Origin of the sequence: Arthrobacter stackebrandtii (genome assembly GCF_017876675.1) — a bacterium.
In the GTDB taxonomy this organism is placed as follows: Bacteria; Actinomycetota; Actinomycetes; order Actinomycetales; family Micrococcaceae; genus Specibacter; species Specibacter stackebrandtii.
The window spans coordinates 3,429,937-3,449,131 of sequence record NZ_JAGIOI010000001.1 but is presented as its reverse complement, the minus strand read 5'-3'; the positions used below and the strand labels follow the sequence as shown (position 1 = coordinate 3,449,131).

General features: G+C 68.5%; 26 protein-coding genes. 10 read left to right on the top strand and 16 right to left on the bottom strand.

From position 1 onward, the window contains the following. Positions 1–3: 3 nt before the first annotated feature. Complete coding sequence (locus tag JOF48_RS15070) at positions 4–564, bottom strand: GNAT family N-acetyltransferase (protein ID WP_209681937.1); 561 nt, start codon at positions 562–564, stop codon at positions 4–6. A gap of 88 nt (positions 565–652) precedes the next feature. Here JOF48_RS15070 and JOF48_RS15065 point away from each other — a divergent pair, with 88 nt between their 5' ends. Both JOF48_RS15065 and JOF48_RS15060 read left to right on the top strand, forming a co-directional pair. After that, positions 653–1,630: an alpha/beta hydrolase family protein gene (locus JOF48_RS15065; protein WP_209681935.1), complete on the top strand. Its 978-nt coding sequence runs from the start codon at positions 653–655 to the stop codon at positions 1,628–1,630. A gap of 647 nt (positions 1,631–2,277) precedes the next feature. Next, positions 2,278–2,694: a hypothetical protein gene (locus tag JOF48_RS15060; RefSeq protein ID WP_209681934.1), complete on the top strand. Its 417-nt coding sequence runs from the start codon at positions 2,278–2,280 to the stop codon at positions 2,692–2,694. Between the two features lie 152 nt (positions 2,695–2,846). Here JOF48_RS15060 and JOF48_RS15055 read toward each other — a convergent pair whose 3' ends face one another. Then, entirely contained in the window at positions 2,847–3,962 is a 1,116-nt protein-coding gene (locus tag JOF48_RS15055) for an FAD-dependent monooxygenase (protein WP_209681932.1), read from the bottom strand. Between the two features lie 98 nt (positions 3,963–4,060). On the opposite strand from JOF48_RS15055, the gene JOF48_RS15050 reads away from it, so the two are divergent. After that, on the top strand, positions 4,061–4,999 hold the full coding sequence (locus JOF48_RS15050; protein WP_209681931.1) for a hypothetical protein: 939 nt from the start codon (positions 4,061–4,063) through the stop codon (positions 4,997–4,999). A gap of 597 nt (positions 5,000–5,596) precedes the next feature. Here JOF48_RS15050 and JOF48_RS15045 read toward each other — a convergent pair. The 5 genes from JOF48_RS15045 to JOF48_RS15025 all read right to left on the bottom strand — a co-directional run bounded on the left by JOF48_RS15045 (position 5,597) and on the right by JOF48_RS15025 (position 8,683). Beyond that, the gene (locus tag JOF48_RS15045) at positions 5,597–6,331 is read right to left on the bottom strand and encodes a hypothetical protein (protein WP_209681929.1); all 735 of its coding nucleotides are present in this window, start codon (positions 6,329–6,331) and stop codon (positions 5,597–5,599) included. 40 nt (positions 6,332–6,371) lie between these two features. Continuing rightward, complete coding sequence (locus tag JOF48_RS15040; RefSeq protein WP_209681928.1) at positions 6,372–6,836, bottom strand: DUF3817 domain-containing protein; 465 nt, start codon at positions 6,834–6,836, stop codon at positions 6,372–6,374. Positions 6,837–6,899: 63 nt separating this feature from the next. Next, on the bottom strand, positions 6,900–7,823 hold the full coding sequence (locus JOF48_RS15035; protein ID WP_209681927.1) for an oxygenase MpaB family protein: 924 nt from the start codon (positions 7,821–7,823) through the stop codon (positions 6,900–6,902). 18 nt (positions 7,824–7,841) lie between these two features. Then, a complete protein-coding gene (locus JOF48_RS15030; RefSeq protein ID WP_209681925.1) occupies positions 7,842–8,135 on the bottom strand; it encodes a response regulator transcription factor in 294 nt (97 codons plus the stop codon). After that, entirely contained in the window at positions 8,126–8,683 is a 558-nt protein-coding gene (locus JOF48_RS15025) for a sensor histidine kinase (protein WP_209681923.1), read from the bottom strand. The genes JOF48_RS15030 and JOF48_RS15025 overlap by 10 nt, the downstream gene beginning before the upstream one ends. Between JOF48_RS15025 and JOF48_RS15020 the strand changes: the two genes are divergently transcribed. The 5 genes from JOF48_RS15020 (at position 8,678) to JOF48_RS15000 (ending at position 10,868) form a co-directional block, all read left to right on the top strand. Further along, entirely contained in the window at positions 8,678–8,833 is a 156-nt protein-coding gene (locus JOF48_RS15020) for a hypothetical protein (protein ID WP_209681922.1), read from the top strand. The genes JOF48_RS15025 and JOF48_RS15020 overlap by 6 nt on opposite strands. A 93-nt stretch (positions 8,834–8,926) precedes the next feature. After that, positions 8,927–9,094, top strand: coding sequence for a hypothetical protein (locus JOF48_RS15015; protein WP_209681920.1), 168 nt, complete (start codon positions 8,927–8,929; stop codon positions 9,092–9,094). 47 nt (positions 9,095–9,141) lie between these two features. Next, complete coding sequence (locus tag JOF48_RS15010; RefSeq protein WP_209681918.1) at positions 9,142–9,936, top strand: glycosyltransferase family protein; 795 nt, start codon at positions 9,142–9,144, stop codon at positions 9,934–9,936. Further along, a complete protein-coding gene (locus tag JOF48_RS15005) occupies positions 9,867–10,394 on the top strand; it encodes a glycosyltransferase (RefSeq protein WP_209681916.1) in 528 nt (175 codons plus the stop codon). The genes JOF48_RS15010 and JOF48_RS15005 overlap by 70 nt, the downstream gene beginning before the upstream one ends. A 9-nt stretch (positions 10,395–10,403) precedes the next feature. Then, a complete protein-coding gene (locus JOF48_RS15000) occupies positions 10,404–10,868 on the top strand; it encodes an SRPBCC family protein (protein WP_209681914.1) in 465 nt (154 codons plus the stop codon). On the opposite strand, the gene JOF48_RS14995 is transcribed toward JOF48_RS15000, so the two are convergent. After that, the gene (locus tag JOF48_RS14995; protein ID WP_209681912.1) at positions 10,835–11,953 is read right to left on the bottom strand and encodes a flavin-containing monooxygenase; all 1,119 of its coding nucleotides are present in this window, start codon (positions 11,951–11,953) and stop codon (positions 10,835–10,837) included. The genes JOF48_RS15000 and JOF48_RS14995 overlap by 34 nt on opposite strands. Positions 11,954–12,030: 77 nt before the next feature. On the opposite strand from JOF48_RS14995, the gene JOF48_RS14990 reads away from it, so the two are divergent. Beyond that, the gene (locus tag JOF48_RS14990; protein ID WP_209681910.1) at positions 12,031–12,666 is read left to right on the top strand and encodes a TetR/AcrR family transcriptional regulator; all 636 of its coding nucleotides are present in this window, start codon (positions 12,031–12,033) and stop codon (positions 12,664–12,666) included. A gap of 55 nt (positions 12,667–12,721) precedes the next feature. Here JOF48_RS14990 and JOF48_RS14985 read toward each other — a convergent pair whose 3' ends face one another. The 7 genes from JOF48_RS14985 to JOF48_RS14955 all read right to left on the bottom strand — a co-directional run bounded on the left by JOF48_RS14985 (position 12,722) and on the right by JOF48_RS14955 (position 16,569). Further along, positions 12,722–13,219, bottom strand: coding sequence for an SRPBCC family protein (locus JOF48_RS14985; protein WP_209681908.1), 498 nt, complete (start codon positions 13,217–13,219; stop codon positions 12,722–12,724). Between the two features lie 11 nt (positions 13,220–13,230). Continuing rightward, entirely contained in the window at positions 13,231–13,605 is a 375-nt protein-coding gene (locus JOF48_RS14980; RefSeq protein ID WP_245346562.1) for an ArsR/SmtB family transcription factor, read from the bottom strand. Positions 13,606–13,682: 77 nt separating this feature from the next. Then, positions 13,683–14,183, bottom strand: coding sequence for a universal stress protein (locus JOF48_RS14975; protein WP_209681907.1), 501 nt, complete (start codon positions 14,181–14,183; stop codon positions 13,683–13,685). A gap of 117 nt (positions 14,184–14,300) precedes the next feature. Next, positions 14,301–14,447 carry a hypothetical protein gene (locus tag JOF48_RS14970; protein WP_209681905.1) on the bottom strand — a complete coding sequence of 49 codons (147 nt, stop codon included), beginning with the start codon at positions 14,445–14,447 and terminating at the stop codon, positions 14,301–14,303. Positions 14,448–14,687: 240 nt separating this feature from the next. Beyond that, on the bottom strand, positions 14,688–14,825 hold the full coding sequence (locus JOF48_RS14965; protein ID WP_209681903.1) for a hypothetical protein: 138 nt from the start codon (positions 14,823–14,825) through the stop codon (positions 14,688–14,690). Continuing rightward, complete coding sequence (locus JOF48_RS14960) at positions 14,774–15,418, bottom strand: pyridoxal-dependent decarboxylase (RefSeq protein ID WP_209681901.1); 645 nt, start codon at positions 15,416–15,418, stop codon at positions 14,774–14,776. The genes JOF48_RS14965 and JOF48_RS14960 overlap by 52 nt, the downstream gene beginning before the upstream one ends. A gap of 266 nt (positions 15,419–15,684) precedes the next feature. Continuing rightward, entirely contained in the window at positions 15,685–16,569 is an 885-nt protein-coding gene (locus tag JOF48_RS14955; RefSeq protein ID WP_209681899.1) for a putative protein N(5)-glutamine methyltransferase, read from the bottom strand. Positions 16,570–16,606: 37 nt separating this feature from the next. Here JOF48_RS14955 and JOF48_RS14950 point away from each other — a divergent pair, with 37 nt between their 5' ends. Further along, the gene (locus tag JOF48_RS14950; protein ID WP_245346561.1) at positions 16,607–17,338 is read left to right on the top strand and encodes a DNA alkylation repair protein; all 732 of its coding nucleotides are present in this window, start codon (positions 16,607–16,609) and stop codon (positions 17,336–17,338) included. An 86-nt stretch (positions 17,339–17,424) separates the two neighbouring features. On the opposite strand, the gene mptB is transcribed toward JOF48_RS14950, so the two are convergent. Next, positions 17,425–18,933 carry a polyprenol phosphomannose-dependent alpha 1,6 mannosyltransferase MptB gene (gene mptB / locus JOF48_RS14945; protein ID WP_209681897.1) on the bottom strand — a complete coding sequence of 503 codons (1,509 nt, stop codon included), beginning with the start codon at positions 18,931–18,933 and terminating at the stop codon, positions 17,425–17,427. Positions 18,934–19,195: the final 262 nt, after the last annotated feature.

The window sequence follows — 19,195 nt, the reverse complement described above, 5'->3', positions numbered from 1 at the left end:
CGGTCACTCCTGGTGCCGATGGTGGCCATGCTCCGCGCGCAGCTTTGCAAACAGCACGGAGTCGCGGCGCACGCCGTTGACGAGGCGGTGGGAACGCAACAACCCTTCACGGCTGAAACCGCTCTTTTCCAGGACGCGGATCGACCCGGCGTTGCCCGGATGGCAGGTGGCGCTGATCCGCTCAAGCCCCAGGGCATCGAACCCCAGGTGCAGCAGGTGCCCGACGGCCTCCGTCGCGTAGCCCCTGCCCCAGTGTGCGCGGTGGAAGGTGTAGCCCAGCTCGCCGTTGCGGTCCTGGATGTCGGTGGTCCACACGGACACCGACCCGATGGCCCGCCCGTCCACGACGGCGGCGAGGGTGAACGCCGTCGGGCTTCCCTCAAGGCTCCCCCGCACCGCCGCCTCGACAAAGGCGGCGGTCTGCTCCAGGGTGTTGGGGCCCCACGTGGACCAGCGGCAGACTTCCGGGTCCGAGGCATACTCATGGACGGCCGGGATGTCGGCGGGTTCGAAGGCCCGAAAACCCAGGCCGGCCCCAGCCGCTTGTGATGCCGAATATTCCATGCCCCGCCCATCCCGTTGTGTTCAGATCCACCATCTTAACCGGCGTCCGGGGGTTGCCCGGCAGTGTGTTGGCTGTGAGAGTGGCGGCATGGCGACTTCAACGGACCTGACGTGGCAGCTTGACGGCATCACCATGGAAGGCACCGCCATCAAGCCGGACGGCGCCGGCCCCTTCCCGGGCGTGGTCCTGGTGGCCGGCAGCGGGCCCACGGACAGGGATTGGTGCTCGCCGATGCTGCCCGGCACCAACGGCAGCGGGCGGCTCTTCGCCGAGGAGCTGGCCAACGCCGGCTTCGCCAGCATCCGCTACGACAAACGCGCATCCGGGCCGCACGCCATGGATAACCTGCCAAAGCTCTTCGGCCGGATGAGCATGCAGTCCCACCTGGACGAATTGTCCGCGGCAACCGCCGTGCTGGCCCGCCTGGACTTCATGGACCCGGCCAGGATCGCAGGCTTCGGAAACTGCGAAGGCACCCTGCACGTGCTCAATTACGCGGCCGGGACGCACGAGTTTCCGTTCAAGGCCGCCGTGCTCGCAGCCCCTCCGGGCCGCCCCATCCAGGATGTGCTGCTGGCCCAGCTGCGGCTCCAGTCCGCCGCCGTCCCGGGCGGGAATGAGATGATGCAGCTCGTGGAGGAGGCGACGGCACGGTACGCCGCCGGGGAGCCCATGGACCCGGACCCCGCACTGCCCGAAAGCGTCCGGCAGGTGCTCAGCAGCTTTGACACGCCCGCCAACCTTCCCTTTGCCCGCGAGCTGTGGAGGGTCTCCGCCCGCGACACCCTTGGCAGCATTGGCACCCCCGCCCTGGTCCTGATTGGCGGCAGGGATGTGCAGATTGACCAGAAGGACGACGGCGGTCCCCTCCAGCAGGCTGCATCCGGACGGCCCAACGTGACCTTCGTTTTCCCGCCTCGTGCCAACCACGTGTTCAAGGAGGACGTCCGCACGCGCGCCGAGGTGGCTGCCTCCCCCGGCAACGGCTACAACGAGCCGGGCACGCGTCTGGACCCCGAAAGCGCGGCAGCCATCATCGGCTGGCTGCGGACCACACTCGCGTAGCGCCCGGCCCGCCCCAGGCGGGTTGGCCGCCGTCGGGCATGGCAGTCCGGAGCACAAGTGCACTGTTCTGCGCAGCGTTCCGCGTTGGCCCGACGCACAACACTGTTCTGCGTCATGCCGGCACCAAACCATGCGCAGAACAGCGCGCTTACGCCTCACGAACCAGCCGGGCGGCTTGCCTCGGCATGGCATTGTTCGGGTTGTGCACCGTTGGGCAACAACCGGGCGCAGGAACGGGAAATCCGGCGCGGCCGGCACCCCGCCGTCGCCCCAAGGGCCCTGGAGTCGAATGTGTCGGAAATGTGACGCGCGCAACGGCGCGTGGAGGACTCCATTGCCCGCGCTGCGGACACGCGTCCTGCCGCAGGAAGCCGCGGAATTCAGCTTGCCCCGGCTGTGGCGGCGCCGCAGTTGACCAATTATGGATGATGCAAGCGGGCACCCCTTGCGAAAGTATGGGACTGGCCTGGCGGAGCCGTAGGGCCCTGCCGCCGTTCGGACCGCTGAAACAGCAGGGCCCACTCGGTGCCCCAAAGTTTGGCCAAGCCAAGGCGAAGCTGCCCGGCAGCCAGCCTTCCCGTGGCACTCCCGCCACGGAACCACCAGGCCGCGTGGACCCGCCACGCAGCCCAACAAGTAGGAGAACTATGCGCAAGACCACCAAAATGTTTGCATCCCTGGCCCTGGCCGCCATTCTCGGCACTTCCATGGCAGCCTGCAGCTCCACCCCGGAGGAAAACACCACCTCCGCCTGTGATTCCTACACCACGTTCGTCAATGCCGTGGGCGACGTCAACACTGCTCTGACCTCCGGCTCGACGATCGGCGACATCCGGGACGCCCGTGACAAGGCCGCCTCGGCCTACGAGGAACTGAACAAGAACCTGGACGAGGTCAGCCAGGACCGCGTCGACGCCCTGGACGCCGCGTGGGAAGGTCTGGACAAGGCCGTCACCGGCCTCGACAAGGACATGACCATCCCCGAGGCCAAGGACGCGCTGACCGGCAACGTCTCGAAGCTGGCATCTGCCCAGTCTGAGCTCAACGCCGACCTGAAGTGCTAAATCACTTCTAGCGGTGTCGCCCGTTCGCGGGCGAAACGGATGCCGCCGCCGGACTTTCCCGGCGGCGGCACCTGTCTTTAAGCCCGGACACAATGCCAGGGCCCCCGGCCCGTCCCGCACGCCCCGGCCCCGCCGCACCTGCGCGGCCCGCACTACCGGGGATGTTCCCAGCGCTGGAATTTCATGGCCGCCGCCCCCACCATGCCGCCGGGAACCAGCCGGAGCGCCGCATCCCGCAGCCCGGCCGCAACGGGCGAGGACAGCTGCCCAACCCTTCCCATGGCCCGCGATCGCCGGGCCACCAGCTGTGAGCGCCGCCGTCGTGCATGGTCATAGGCGTCCAGGCCCAGCCTGCCGGCCCGGGCCAGCAGGACAACGGCCACCGCGTCCTCAACCGCCTGCCCGGCCCCCTGGCCAAGATCGGGCGTCATGGCGTGGGCGGCATCCCCCAGCAGCAAGGTCTGTCCGCGCCCGAACGAGGGCAGCGGAGCGGCCAGGTCGTTGATGTCGTGGCGCAGCACCGCAGCCGGCGATGTGGCCTCCAGCAGCTCGGCCACGGGCCGGTGCCAGCCGCCAAAGCGCCGCAGCAGCTCCTCGTGGCTGTCACCCGGCGGTTCCAGAGGGGGCACCGTTGCGGTGGCGAACCAGTAGGCCCGGCCTCCGGGAAGCGGCAGCATGCCGAATCGGTGCCCGCGCCCCCACGTCTCGCCCGCCACCCCGCCAAGATCGAACGGCCCGTCCGTGACGCCGCGCCAGGCCGTGTACCCGGCATAGCGCAGGCCGGGGTCGATCCCCAGGGTGCGGCGGGCCCGGCTGTTGATGCCGTCGGCGGCGATGGCCCGGTCAAACGATTCCGTGCGGCCGTTGACCGTGATCCGCGGCGCCCCGTCCGGGGACACCGACGCATCGGCGCCCAGGCGGAGGGTCCCCGGTTCCAGTGCGGACACGAGCGCACGGTGCAGCTCCGCCCGGTGCGCCGCGCGCAGCGTGGCCGTTGCCGCCGGCGGCAGGACCACCAGCCACTCCCCCGACGGCGCACGCTGGCCTCCCTTGAAGACGGCGGCTTCCGTGCCGGACGCCCCGCGGACGGTCTCGCCCAGGCCGATCGCATCCAGCGCTGCGAACGAATTGCCAAACAGTGAGAGCCCGGCGCCGATGCCCTGTAGCTCGGGCTGTCGTTCGAAGAGCCGCACCCGGTGCCCGTCGCGCTGCAGGCCCAGGGCTGCCGTGAGTCCGCCGATGCCGGCTCCGATGATGGCGATCTTCATGGTTCTTTCCTTCGCTCTGCGTGCGGGACGAAGCCCGTTCCCATCCTATGGACGGTGGCCGGCGCATCCGGGCAGGCATGGCCGGTAGGCTTTCTGGCATGGAACCCACCCTGACAGCACGGCTGTACGTTGAACTGGACCTGGAGATCACCGATCCGGAGGAGGTGCAGGCCCATGCCCGGGACTTTGCCCTCCGCAATTCCGGCGGTAGCGCGGCGGCCCTGGCGGACATGCTGGCGCAGGCGGAAGAAGGCGTCGAGTCGGCCCTGATGCTGGCAGTGGAGGCCTCCGACGTCGTGGACGAGATTCCGGGGGTCACGGCCGTCAGTGCCACGATGTGGATGGATCCCATCCAGATGGACGACGGCGACGACGGCGGCTTTGGCGGCGACGCCGGGGACGGCGTGGACGGCGTGGACATCCTTGCGGACGACGACTCAATGGACGCCGGCGAGGATGACGGGCAGTGGAGCGAGGACGACTGGCTGGAGAAGTTCCGGGTGGACGCGGCCAAGCTGCCCGGGCTGCCCCTGGCAATGTTTGGCCTTGACCCCCGAGACTCCCCTGCCGACCCTGCCGACCCTGCACAGCCGCAACGCCACGCCGTGCTGCTGGCGGGCGCGGTCCACTGGGCCTATGAGAACCTCATCGACGAACTGTTTGATGACATTGCCTTGCTGCGCCAAGACCCGTCCGCTCTCGGCGAGACCCTGCAGCTGGCCCAGCTGCCGGAACAGCACCGGGACAGCGTCGACCCCCTCTTCGCCCAGCGCTTCCTGGCCGCCGCACTTGACCTTGGCACCGCGCTCGCCACGGACTACACCGGCCCCAGCTGCCCCGCCCAGGCGCAAGCGCTGATGCTTATTCTGGGCGGCGTTGACCTGGTCCCACGGCTATTGCCGTCCATTCCGCTGCCGCACGGCTGGCGGGACGCGCTGGCACTGGATGCGGCGCAGGCCGACAACCACGACGTGTCGGACTGGTTCATCCCGTTCCCCGGCCACACCCTCAACCCCTACGCAGCGGACGCAGAGTAGGGACGGCCATCGGCGCGCGGACCCGGCCGGAACTGAGCCTGTCCAAGATGACGGCCCGGGGTGTCATCCTCAGCCTGCTGGTCAGCAACCACCCCGCCCAGCCCACCTTGTCCGTCCACTGATGCTCGACGGCGCCCCGTCCTGACGCTGCTGGGCGCCCCCGCCGCCGGGGCAGGTTCGCCGGACGCCCAGGCCACGGCGCTCGCCGTCGCGCTGTGGGACCTGGCCGCCTATGAACGCGAGTCCCGGACGTTGCTGGCCCAAATGCTGCAGGCCGCCGGCTTGGTGGAGCGCTTCACGGTGGCGGCCGGCAGGTGGATTTCACGGCGATCCCCGAACTCCGGGCCGAGTAGTCGCGTTGGGCACTTTGCCCATGCGCCCGCGACGGCGCTTCGCTTGCGCAGCAGCGACGGCTGCGCAAGCGAACGCACGGGCGCGGCGCATGCCCACGGCGGCGGCGAATGTCACGCGGCGTTGGCCGACCGGCTGGCCCTGGCGGCGCAAGAGTGCTGTTCTGCGCAGAACAGTCCACTCTGGCGGCACCTTTATGCCCGGCGGCGGCCACCCCGCCGTGGCCGGGCGTGCCGGGCTTGGCGCCTAGCCCTTTCCGGAGGCCCGACGCCGGATGGCCGGGTTGCGCCCTTCGCGCCGGGACTTGCGCCGGCCCCCTTGGAAACGCACCAGGGCCACGGTGGCAGCAACCATCAGCAGGGCCGCGGCACGTGCACCCCACATGAGGGGTGCACTGGTCACTGCGCTGTTGTCCACGGGCATGCCCGCCACCAGCATGATGAGAAGCCAACCCCGGCCCCGCCCCGGGGATTCCATGTCCACGGCCAGGGTTCCCAGGACGCCGACTGCAGCGAGGGAGACCAGGATGGCGGAGAACAGCAGGGCCTCGGCGGACGCCCCTCCCCTGCCCGCGATGGCGCCAACCGCAGTGGCGAGCGGAACCGGCACAAGCAGGCCCGCCAACAGCCCCAGGAGAAACCCCAGGACCACCATCGCCAGCACCTGCAGCGGCAGCCACAACGCCGCTCCCCCGCCTCCGCCCAACAGGGAAAGCAGCCCAAGAAGCAGCGCTGCGGCAACCTGAAGAGCCGACGCCCACGCCAAGTCGATGCCTTGGGCACGGGCACCGAAGCTGCCCCCGCTCCCGTCGAGGGTCATGGGGTACAGCCGAAACGCCTGCACCACACCCAACAATGCATTGGCCGCGGCAATCCACGGCATGCCCACGCCCATGTTCCCTTCCAGGGCAATGAACCACATGCCGGGCAGCGCCGCGACGGCACACACGAGGGACAAGGCGCGGAAAATGGGGAAGTTCATGATCGGGCGGTGCCCGGCCAACCGGCCGGGCATCCGGCGCCTAGGCGCTGCGGCCGCCGGGCGGGCCGATGAAAAGCATGGTGGCCATGATGCCGCCAACGAACACCACAAACACCACGCCGAGCAGCACCGGACGGTTCAGCATCCAGCGCAGCGTCACGTCAATCCAGTGCCTGTCGCCGGGGTGGTCGGAGGCAGTGGTGCGCCATCCGCCGTCGAGCATGTTGCGCTTCTCCAGTCGGTGGTCAAAGGGAATGGTCAGGTAGGGCACAAAGGCCGTGGCGGCGGCGCCAACAATCTGCATTGGATGCCAGCGCTGGTTCAGGCCCACGATGACGGCGGTGGTGACGTAGGCGATGAACACGAGCCCGTGCGCAAAGCCGCCCACCTTGACGGGCCAGTCACCCACATGGAACACGTATTTCATGATCATGCCGGCGATGAGCAGGGTCCAGGTGACCGCCTCTGCGATGGACAGGATGCGGTAAAAAATGCGGGGCGTCATGGGCTGGGTGCAGTCCTCGGTTAGTTGCTGACAGGTAGTCGACAAAATGGTGTCTGAAGGATTCTATCGGCGCTTTCTGGGAGCCGGCTCCACACCAAGCCTCTGCCGCCGGGCGCGCGCAGCAAGTTCGCTGGGCCCCTGGGCGCCCAGGCTCCAATGCACGACGCCGAGCACGGCCTTGGTGGGCAGCGCCACCGGGAGCGGGACCGGGCCCAGGGACGGTGCCTCCAGTTGCAGGAGTTTGCGGTATTCCTCCGGCAGCGAGGCGATGGCTGCGGCGAACAGCACCTTGTATCCGGCCCGCTGCGAGCGCGGCAGCGGCGGGTCCTTGATGAAGGCGAGCGTTTCTGCGACGCGCTCGTCGTAGCGCAGTTCCGGGCGGAAGGCGGCCAGTTGCGCGCGCAGCCCGGCCACGGTTGTGGGCGGGTTGTCCACGCGCATGAGCGCCCCGGCCACGGCCCAGTCGGCAACATAGGCGTCTGCTCCCCCGGGGATGGGGCCGCCGTAGGCCTGGTGGGTGCCGAGGAACGCCTGGGTGAAGGCAAGGTGGATCCAGCGCAGCAGGTCCGGATCATTGGCCGTGTAGGGGCGCTCCTCCCCTGTGTTGGTGGAGTAGTGACCGCGGATGTAGTCGTGGATGTGCAGCACCTTCTCCGATGCCGCCCGGGCCGCTGCGGTGTCGCCGTAGGTGAGCGTGAAGATCCAGCGGATGGTGCCGGCCAGCCGGCCCAGGGGGTCGGTGCGATAGCTGGAGTGGTCGTGGACGCCTGCGAGCGCGCCCGGGTGGAGGGCCTGGATCAGCAGCGCCTGGATCCCGGCCACGAGCGTCGTCATGGAGCCGTGCACGGCCCAGGCCGCCGATTCCGGCCCAAAGTACCCTCCGTCGTCGCCCTTTTCCAGGTCCAGCTCCCATTGCGGGACGGTGGGCGAGTTGTTGCTGAAGGTGCCGCGCAGCTCCCTGCGCCAGCGGGCCACGATGTTTTCCATGTCCCCAGTCTGTCGTGTTCAGGCGGGGTCCGCACCTTGGGAGTCGAGGTAGGCGATGACGGCCAGGACGCGGCGGTGGTCGTCGGTGCCCAGGGGCAGATCGAGTTTGTTCAGGATGTTGCCCACGTGTGTCTCAATGGTCCGCGGCCTCAGCCAGAGCCGGCTGGCGATGCCCATGTTGGTGAGCCCTTCCGCCATGAGTGCCAGGACCTGGCTCTCCCTGGGCGTGAGCCGGGCCAGGCGGGCGTCGGCGAGTAGGCGGGCCAGGCCGTCCCGGAACAATGCCGAGTCCTCACCAATGACTAGCCGCATGGCAGCTGCGCCTCCACCAGGGTGCCACTGCCGGCGTGGCTGACAACGTTCATGGTGCCGCCCTGGGCCCGCACGCGGTCGAGCAGCCCGGCCAGTCCCCCGTCCTGCCGGAGCACGGCTCCGCCGCCGCCGTTGTCGGTGACGCCGATGCGGACAGTGGTCCCGTCGCGGTCGAGGCTGACTGCTATCTTGCTGGCCTGGGCATATTTTGCTGCACTGGCCACGGCCTCGCTGGCCACAAAATACGCCGTGGTGCCCACCAGGTCGGGGATGGCAGCCTCCCGGTTCTGGCGCACCTGCAGGTCGATGGGGAATGGTGCCGTGTGGCACAACTCCTCCAACGCTGCAGGCAGGCCGGCGTTCAGGCTGCTGGGCCGCAGCCCGTGGGCCAGCTGGCGGATCTCCGCAACGACGGTGCCCAATTCGGCCACGGCCTCATCCAGCACCCCGTTGAGCTGTGCCTGGTCCTTCGCCAGATGGCGCTGGGCCGGGCAAAAGTGGTGCGCACCTGGGTGTGGGTTGCGCTCATCGCCTCCCAGCCCGTGCATTTCATTGCTGCAGTGGTGCTGCCCAGCCGGCTGCTTGATGTCACCCTTGGCTGGGGCCTGACCACCCTGTGCACGCTGATGGTCTCCGCCGCCGTGCTGAAGATGGACGACGGCGAATGGGACCTTGCGCCGATGGCCCGCCGCCCATGAGGGCTCCTCATGACAAACCCCCGGCAAAGGACCACAATGAAGGTGAGGCCGCACGGCGCCAGGTTGCGGCCCGGATTGCAGGAAGGGCCCATCATGAGCAACTCAACAGCTTCCAGTTCATCGCACACAACAGCCGCTGAGAACGAGGCCGGAAACCCCCGCGAGCACAGCGAAATTGCCGTCGAGGGAACCGACGGCCTGGAGATGCCCGAGATCCGGATGCACTCCCAGGCAGCGGCCGAGGGGCCCGACGCCGACTAGCCGGCCCGGGCCTTCGGAGCCGTCCCGTGCGTGTCATGGTGGCAGTCATGCCGTTTGCCGGACACCTTGCCTCGGTGCTGCCCGTGGCCGCCGGCCTGGTGCGCGCCGGCCATGACGTCCGGGTGTACACCGGCGCGGCCTACCGCGACGACGTTCTCGCCGCCGGTGCCACCTGGCTGGGTTGGGTGCACGCCGCCGACTTTGACGAAAACAACCTGGCCGCCACCTTTCCAGCCCTGGCGGGGCGCAAGGGTCCGCGCCAGCTCATGGCCAACCTTGAACACCTCTTCATCCGCACGGGCGCCGGGCAGTTCCGGGACCTTCAGGGAGCCTGGGCGGCCCGGCCGTGGGATGTTCTGCTGGCCGACACCCTGAGCACCGGGGCGGTCCTGGCGGCCGAGGCCACGGGCTGCCGGTGGGCGTCGCTGTCCGTGACACCCCTGGCCCTGCCCGGCCCCGGCCTCCCACCGCAGGGCCTGGCGCTCCGCCCGGCCCGCGGCCCCGCCGGCCGGATCCGGGATGTGCTGTGGCGCGGCGCCTACACCCTGTTGACCGCCCCCTGCACAGGGCCTACAACCAAACCCGGCACGACGCCGGCCTGCCGCCTTCCCGGGTTCGGCTCGACACCGCGTGGTTCTCCCCCGCGCTGGTCTGTGTCTTTGGCACCCCTGAACTGGACTGTCCGCGGCCGCTGCCGGCGCGCGTCCACTATGTGGGGATGGTCCACAAGGCGCCCGTGGAAAACGGGGCCCCGCCGCCGTGGTGGGATGCCGTGCTGGCCGATCCCCGGCCGCTGGTCCACATCACCCAGGGGACGCAAAACGTTGACCCGGCCGACTTGATCCGGCCCGCCCTGGCCGCCGTGGCAGCGATGGACACGCAGGCTGTTGCCGTCACGGGCAGGCCCGGCCACCACGACGCGGGCGTGCCGCTGGCCGGAAACTGCCACATGGCCGACCTGATCCCCTACGAGGCACTGCTCCCGCATGTTGCCCTCATGGTCACCAACGGCGGCTGGGGCGGGGTGCTGGCAGCCATCTCGCACGGAATTCCCCTGGTCGTGGCGGGCGGGGACATCGACAAGCCGGAGATTGCGGCCCGGGTGGCCTATTCAGGGGCAGGCGTCGACCTGCGCACCGGCACCCCCACGGCCGCCCGGCTCACGGCCGCCATCGCCGCCGTCACTGCCGATCCGCGGTACGCTGCACGCGCCGCCGAACTTGCGTCCCGGCTCAACGCCTTGTCGGCTCCGGAAGAAATTGTGCGGCTCCTTGAGGACATGGCCGGCTCTCCGGCCTAAGCTGTCCCCATGGCCACTTTCAGCGTTTCCCGCAGCGCCTTCATCCCCGCCCCGGCGGAGCACATCTACCCGCACGTCATCGGCTTCCGGAGCTGGCTGAACTGGTCCCCCTGGGAGGGCATCGACCCGTCGATGCAGCGCGCCTATTCCGGCCCGGTGGAAGGTGTCGGCGCCAAGTACGCATGGAAGGGCAACGGCAGGGCCGGGGCCGGCACCATGGAGATCGTCGACGCCGTTGAACCCTCGCGGATTGAGCTTCGGCTCGAATTCACCAAGCCCATGAAGGCCGTCAACCCCACCACTTTCACCTTTGTCCCTGAAGGCTCCGGTACCCGCGTCACCTGGACCATGCAGGGCGAAAACAAGGGGGTGGCCCGGGTGTTTGCCTTGTTCATGAACATGGACAAGCTGGTGGGTGGCGACTTTGAAAAGGGCCTGGCTCAGCTGGCTGCCGTGGTGGCCGCGGAGGACTGACGCGAGCGCTCCGCGATGAGATCCGCCACGTGGGCTGCATCCCGTCCCACCCCGCCCAGCAATGAAGAGGTCAGCCCGTATTGGAACGGCAGGCCCACAAAATACAGTCCCGGAATGGCAGGGACCTCGCCGCGCACAGTGACCGGCCAGCCCCGGCCGTCAACGGGCGGCCCGCCGCCGGACAGCGCGCCCAGCCAGCTGCAGTCGGGCCGGTAGCCGGTGGCCCAGACGACTGTTGAGACAGCCAGGGAAGGCCCCCCTGCAAAAGCCGGCCGGCCGCCGTCGTCAATGCCTTCAAGCCGCGGCAGGAGCCTCACACCCGCCCGTTCGGCGTCGGCCAGTGACACCGAAATGAGCGGCCCGCCCTGCGCCGTAAAGTCCGCGGCAATTTTCCTGCCCAGCGGTGTCCTGCGGGTAAGCACGTTGTGGATGAACTGCCAGTACAGCCCCCCGGCATGGGCCAGGACAGCGTCGGGAACATGGAACGGCACCCGGCCCGCCAGCCACACCTCGCGGTCCCGAGCGAGCTCAATGGCGATTTCCAGCCCGGAGGTGCCTGCCCCCACCACCAGGACGGCGCCGTCGGGCAGTAGCGCGGGATTCCGGTATTCGCTGCTGTGCAGCTGGCGGGTCGCGGCGGACAGCCGGCCAGCGAGTGCAGGGACGAACGCGGTTGAGGTGGCACCCGTGGCGATGACAACGTGGCGGGCGGTGAATTCCCCGGCGCTGGTGTCCAGGGTGAAGCCCTCCCCGTCCCGGCGGTCCCGGCGTGCGGCAATGCCCGTCACGGAAATTCCTGTGGTGACGGGCAGCTGCGCCGCATATTCCGCCAGGTAGTCGGCAACCTGGTCCTTGGTGGGAAAACTGCCCTTGGCTGCCGGGAACGCCACGCCCGGAAGTGAGCAGTGTTGTGCGGGAGTGAACAGCCGCAGTGAATCCCATCGCCGGCGCCAGCTCTCCCCCGGCGAGCCTGCCGATTCCAGCACCCGGCACCCGAGCCCCCTGGCCCGGAGCGCAAACGCGGCAGCAAGGCCCGCCTGCCCCGCACCAACAATGATGGTGCCGCTCTCCTGTTGTCCAGCCATGATGCGTCCTTCGGTACCGCCCCGGAAACTATTTCACTAGAATACGCTTCCACTGACTGGAATGCTATTCTTTTTTTATGGTTGAAACAGCGGGTGAAGCAGCCCGGCCGGGCCGCCGCCAGGCCCAGTCCCGGCAGACGCGCGAGCTCATCGTCACCTGCGCCGGGGAGCTGTTTCTGGCCAACGGATACATGGCCACCTCCATTGAGGCGGTTGCCACCCGGGCGGGCGTTGCCATCCAAACCATCTACAACTCCGTGGGCAACAAGCCTGCGCTGCTCTCGGCCGTCCTGGACGCGGCGGTGGCCGGCCCCAATGCACCGGCCACGGTGCCTGAATTCATGCGGGAGCGGGTCGCGAAAGCAGCGGATGTGGCGGGGGTGGTCGGCGTCCTGGCCGACTGGTTTGCCGAGGGCATGCCCCGCAGCCAGGCCGTGTTCACCATCATCAGCCAGGCGGCTGCCGTCGACCCCGCCGTGGCAGTCCTGCGCGAACAGCGGGCGGCGCAGCGGCTGGCGAACTACCGGCTGGCCGCCGCCGCAGTGCGGGCCCGCGGCGGCCTGGCCAACGGCATGGATGACGACAGTGCCGCCGCCGCGATCTTCGCCGTGGGGCACCCGGACAGCTACGCCACGCTCGTGGCCCAGTTCGGCTGGTCCCTGCCGCACTACCGCGACTGGATCCACGCCTCGCTGCTGGCCATCCTGTCCTAGCGGCGGGACCGGGCGCAGGCGCCGGGTCGACGGGCACCTCCATTCTGGGGCATGATCAGGCCCCGGCCGGGCGTGGCGCGGCGCTCAACAGTTCCTCCAGGCGTTCGTAGCCTTCCCGGACGCCCTGTTCCATGCCGGAGGAGACCATCCCGTCCCGGTCCTCCACAGACTGGAACACCGAGTGGTTCACAATGCGGGTGTGCCCGCCCAGGTCTTCAAACTCCACGCGCTCCAGGCTGACGTGGCCGGGATAGCCGTCGAACTCAAAGGTCTGGGTGATGCTTTTGTTCTCCACGACGTCGTGGAACACGCCGCGGAATCCGTAGCGGCCTCCGGACGGGTCGATGTGGGTGTAGGCCCAGCTCCCTCCGGGCCGGGCGTCCCAGGAGTCGATGTCCATTTCCAGGTCCCGCGGGCCCATCCACTGACGGACCAGGGCGGGTTCGATGAAAGCCCGGTAGACGTCCGCCACGGGGGCGTCCACCTCCCGGACCGTGCCCACGAAGGGCACTCCCGGTTCCGCCGTGACAACAAGGGCATTGCTGGTGGTCATTTTACGTACCTCTACTTGTTTTCGGTGGTGCTGCTTGTCATGATGGCCAGCAGGGAGTCCAACTTGCGAAAGCTGGACTCGGCCGTGAGCCGGTATCCGTCGATCCAGGCGGTCAGTTCCTCCAGCGCGGCGGGTGCCAGGTGGCATGGCCTGCGCTGGCCGTCGCGGCTGCGGGTTATCAGGCCCGCCCGCTCCAATACCTGCAGGTGCCTGGAGACGGCTTGTTTGCTGATGGTGAAGGGTTCGGCCAGTTCATTGACCGTGGCCGGTCCCGTGGAGAGCCGGGCCACCAGGGCCCGGCGCACGGGGTCCGCCAACGCCATGAAGGCCCTGTCCAACCGTTCGTCGGCCTTTTCGGACACATCCACCATCCAGTAATCAATCATCTTGTTTATCAACGAACTTGTTGACTATTTAACGCTAGGACTGCCCCTGCGGCATGTCAAGGTTTTTCTTCGGCCTGCTATCCGTGTGCCGGAGGGTGCGCATCCACGCGCGGGATGGCGAGGACCGGCACGGACTGGGTGGCAAGCAGCTTCCGCACCACAGAGCCCGTCAGAACTTCATTGACGCCGGCCAGCAGGCCAGGGCGCCGCGCGCCCACCACGATGACCGCGGCCCCAATCGCATCCGCCAACCGCCCCAGCGCGAGTCCGGGATCCCCTCCCAACACCCGAAAGCTGTGCCGCAGCCCGTTGTCTTGGGCGACGCCGGCCAGCAGCGGCCCCAGTTCGAGCACGGCGGAGGCCGCCTCGTCGTCGGGATCCAGGGCCCTGTCCAGGGACTTGCCCAGGACATCCCCCGCAGGGTCCCACTCAATGAGGTAGCTGCCGGGGTCCACATAGGCACCCACCAGTTCGGCACCCATGACGGCGGCGAGCGCACCGGCCTGGTGCAGCACGGACGGATCCTGCTCGGGCAGCAGGCCCACCACGACGGCGCCCTGTCCAAAACGAGGTTTCATGGCCTGCCCCTTCGCCCGGGCCCGCCACCGATGGCAGGGCTGCTGTCTTCATTTTCCCGCACGCGGACGCGTTGGGAAAGCACGGATTTCCCAACGCGTCCGCTGCTGCCGCCGGCATCAACTGTCAGTGGTGGAATGCCCCCGCTGCCGCTGCTGCCCCGACAGCCTGCGAACCGACTTCTCCAGGCCGGCCAGGAACATCCCCGCCAGGTCCGCGGTAAAACCGTTCCGCACCACCACGCGCAGCACATCCACACCCGCCATCCCCCGGGCATGGGATAGGCGCGGACGATCCAGCCAAAGCGGCCAAGCTCGTGCGCCACGTCGTAGACGCTCCAGTTTCCCGGCGCCGTCAGCCTGAAAGCAAGCACCGGCAGCTCGTCCCCCGGCTGAGCAGGGTGAAGGGGCCCATCGCCTCCACCCGGCGGCAATCGTGCCGGGAATGTCCCGTGAACGCAGCTGGATGCTTTGGTAGCCGTCGAATCCGTACCGCACCAGCGTGTACTACTGGGCAATCACCTGCGCCGTGGGGCGGGAGAAATTCAAGGCGAAGGTGGGCATGGAGCCGCCCAGGTAGTCCACGGTGAAGATCAGGTCCTGGTCCAGAAAGGGTGCGATGAAGCCGCCGGAGGCCGCATCCACGTGCATAGGCACGTCCGGGCCCGTGCTTGCAGCCAGCCCGTCGAGGGCGGCGGCGATCCCTGCGACGGGTTCACATGAGCCGTCACGGCGGAGCCAAGCACCGCGACCACGCCAATCGTGTTCTCGTCACACGCGGCAGCCGCCTGTTCCGCAGTCAGGTGAGTGGCGCCGTCGAGCGGGATCAGGCGGGCCTCCACATCCCGGTACCTGGCGAAGTTCTCCCAGCAGACCTGCACATTGGCGCCCATCACCAAGTCGGGCCGGGAGGTGCCCAGCCCCGCAGCCTCCCGCCGCGCACGCCAGCGCCACTTCAGCGCCATGCCGGCCAGCATGGCGGCCTCCGGGGAGCCCGCTGTGGAACATCCGACGGCGTCCGTCTCGCCTGTGGGTTCGGGTGCGTGCCCCAGGTTGGCGAGGATGTTCACGCAGCGCCGTTCAATCTCGGCCGACTGAGGGAATTCATCCTTGTCCATGATGTTCTTCTCCAGCGACCCCTGGATCAGCGCCGACGCCTGCGATTCCATCCACGCGGTCACAAACGTGGCCAGGTTCTGCCGCGCGTTGCCGTCCAGGATGAGTTCGTCCTGGACCAATCCCTGGGCGCATCGGTATTTTGGCTGCCCTGGGGAGGGCGTGCCGGGGAATCGCGCCGAGGCCGGTGCTGAAGGCGCTTTCGACAATGGCTTCGTGGCATTTCGGGTGGTGGCTGTGCAGGCTCATGCAGTTCTCCTTGGGGCGCCGGTGCGACAGGTGGAGCTGGGCCGGTGCTGATACCTTGAGGCCAGCCAGTTGCGGCGGGGAAGACAGGGACCGGGCCCGGCGGGCTGCCCAGGCAATGCTGGCACCGCGCATCGGCACCTCAGCGGTCTGCCAGAATGCCGGCAACCACTGTTCCCCCGACGTCCCTGTTGGTGTGGACTGTGGGGCGGAACCCGCAGCCAGCCAGGATGGCAGCACTGTGCGGCGCCTGCCGGGCACTGCTTTCCAGCAGCAGCCGGCCGCCAGGCTCCAGCCAGTGCGGCGCCTCCCCGGCAATGCGGCGGTGCAGCCACAGGCCGTCTCCGCCGCCGTTGAGTGCGGCATCCGGTTCGTGCAGCCGGGCTTCGGGTGGCATGAACCGGATGTCCGCAGTGGGTACATAAGGGGCGTTGGCCACGATAAGCCGGATCCGCCCCTCCAACTGCTTCGGCAGCGCCCGGAAGAGGTCTCCGCAGTGGACGCACCCGCCATGCGCGGCAAGGTTCACGGAGGCACAGGCCACCGCGGCCGGGTCGATGTCCGCAGCATGCAGCTCCATGGCCGGAAGGAAACCCGTCCTGCCGCGTGCCTCCGGCAACGGGAATCCTTTGAGGGCTTGGGCCAGGGCGGCGCCGATGGCCCCGCTCCCGCAGCAAAGGTCCAGCACCAGCGGGCGGTCGGCCCGTCCGGGTCCGCCCAGGGCCAGGGCTTCAAGTGCCTGCTGCACCAGAAACTCGCTGCGTTTCCTTGGCACGAACACCCCGGGAGCCACGCGGATGCGCAGTCCGCAGAATTCCGCCCAGCCCACGATGTGTTCAAGGGGGATGCCGGCCCGGCGCTGCTCCAGCATGTGCGCCAGCAGGGAATCGCACCCTTGAACGGCGGCCGGGCCCGGCCCCGCGGCCGCCTCGATCATGATGGCGGCTTCCTCTTCCGCATAGACGCAGCCTGCCTGGCGCAGGGCGGCCGCCAGCCCTGCGGGGGTCAGCACGTCAACGGGCTCCATAGCTTCCACATCGTACAGCGGCGGCTAGTCTGGGGGAATGAAAAAGCAGGACGCCGTCCACAAACCGCCCGGCCCCGCAGTCATGTCCGGAACAGAACCCGCCAACGCCGCATTTATGTGCGCACTCGGCCCGGCACTGGCGGCCGTTGCCCTGCCCGAGAAGGCGGCCGGCATGGCCGCCTACATGAAATCCAGCATGCCGTTTCTGGGCGTCCCCGCCCCGGCCGTGCGCAAGGCCGTCAGGTCGCTGGCGCGCGAGCACCCGTTTTCCAGCCCCGGCGAACTCCACGCAACTGTCATGGAGCTGTGGAGCGGTGCAGCCCACCGCGAGGAACGCCATGCCGCCATCATGCTGTGCGACTCCCGGCTGGGCCGGGGTGAGGCAGCGCTCCTGCCGTTTTACGCCGTCGTCATTGGGACGGGGCAGTGGTGGGATTACGTCGATTCCGTGGCGCCGCGGCTGTGGGACCTGCTGGCCAAGGACCGGGCGGCCATGGGGCCGCTGCTGCGGGAGTGGAGCGGCCATCCGGATTTCTGGTTCCGCCGGGCCGCCATCATTTCCCAGCTCCCGGCCAAGGCCGCCACGGACGTGCAACTGCTGTCCGACGTCATTGTGCCGAACCTGGCCGACAAGGAATTCTTCATCCGCAAGGCGATCGGCTGGGCGCTGCGCCAGCATGCGCGGACCGATCCGGAATGGGTGCTGCGCTTCGTGGCGGTGCATGGGCTGAGCCCGCTCTCGCGCAGGGAGGCGCTCAAGCACCTGTGATCCGGCGGCTCAAGCGCCTGTGAACTGACCGGTGGTGCCGGGCCGCACGGCCATGCCCGCCCACCCGCCGGGCGCAGGCAAGAGGGTCAGCGGGACTGGACCAGGGCGTCAAAGCGCGGCAGGAAGGAACCGCGCGTCTTTCTGTCCCAAAACATGACGTACGTGATGCAGATGACAGTGGCTGAAATGGCCACGATCCGAATCAGCACCACGGGAATCCACGGGAAGATGCTCAGCTGGTCTGTCAGGGCAATCGCGGTGAAGAACGCCGTCAGGTACAGCACGACACGCAGCTGCCAGCCTTCCTTGATGCCGGTGACGGCAAAGAACGCGAGCAGCCACAGCATGTACCAGGTCTGGATCATGGGCGCCAGGAGCACGACGGCGGCAAACGCCCAGGCCATGCGGCGCAGCACAAGTTCGCTGTAGCAGCGCTCGGTGTCCAGGCCGGTGGAGGCGATCCTGGCTGCGGAGGGCAGCGGGATTTTCACGAAGGCCAGCGCCATGACCAGCAGGATGGACACCGCCTGCCCGACGGTCTGGATGACATCCGTCACGGCCGCCCCGGCAGCGGCGTTGAACAGGCCCACCACAAATCCAACAGCGTTGGAGAGCAGGCCCACGGGTGCGTACCAAATCCACACGGTGCCGGGCGTCTGCAGGGCGGCGAGCCAGCCGAAGCCGAGCCCGTTCACGGCACCCATGGCGGCCATGACCGCCGTCGAAATGGCCAGGGTGGCCGCCCAGATGGCGAACTTGCGCACCCAGCCGGCATGGGCCCCTGCCCACAGCAGGCCGACAAACGGCAGGGCGATCAACGTGATGGGCTTGATCGCGATGGAGGCCGTCACAAGGAGGATCCCGAGGATTGGCTTGCGGGTTGAGGCGTAGTAAATTCCCGCCACCACCAGGCCCAGCATGAGGGAGTCGTTGTGGACGCTGGCGATGAAGTTGATCAGGAGGATGGGGTTCAGGACCACCATCCAGGTGGTGCGGTGCGGGTTCAGGCCGTGCCGGGCGGCTAGTTTTGGCACGTAGACGGCCAGGAGGATGACGCCGGCCAAGCTGGCCAGGCGGAAGGGGATCAGTGCGATTTCCGGGCTGGGGGCCGGGAGCATCACGGCCAGGTGCTCAAGCCAGAGCCACAGCGGGCCGTATGGTGTGGGGGCTTCCGTCCACAAGGTGTCCGGGCCCAGGACAAAGTAGTTGTTGAGGGCGGAAATGCCGTTGGTGTACGGGTTCAGGCCCTCCTGCATGAGCCGTCCCTGGCCAATGTAGGCGTAGGAGTCGCGGCTGAACAGCGGCAGCGCAAACATCATGGGGGTGACCCACAGCGCCAGGGCCTTCGCCAGGACGGGCCGCGCGGTGTCGTCCCAGGCTGCGAGGTGCTGGCGCAGGCGCAGCCAGGCACGCAGCATGAGCGCCGCACCGAGGCACAGCAGAAGTGTGGTGACAATCACGGCGGCGGGGGTGGTCCGGGCCAGGATGATCAGCGGCGTCCGGATGAGGACAGAGCTGCCGGCCAGCCAGCCCACGCCCAGGGAGCCCAGGAACAACAGGAGGGATCCGGCGAATCCCTGCCAGACTACTGACATTGCGGTGCCATCCGTGGACGGCAGCTTGGCTAACACCTGGGACTTCACCTCCGGCGGGGCAACACGCGTGCTGGTCAAAAAGCGTTTCTCCTGAATGTATGTCATCCCGCAGCACGCAGCCGGGCGGCATGCGATCCTGCAGGGAGACCAGAGGAGCAACAAGGCGCTGCGCTAACATGTAACCAGCCAAGGACTCCGTATCTTGGCATTCTACCCACTCCAGCCGGGCGGTTCGCTGTATGTCCACGTGCCCGTTCACGCT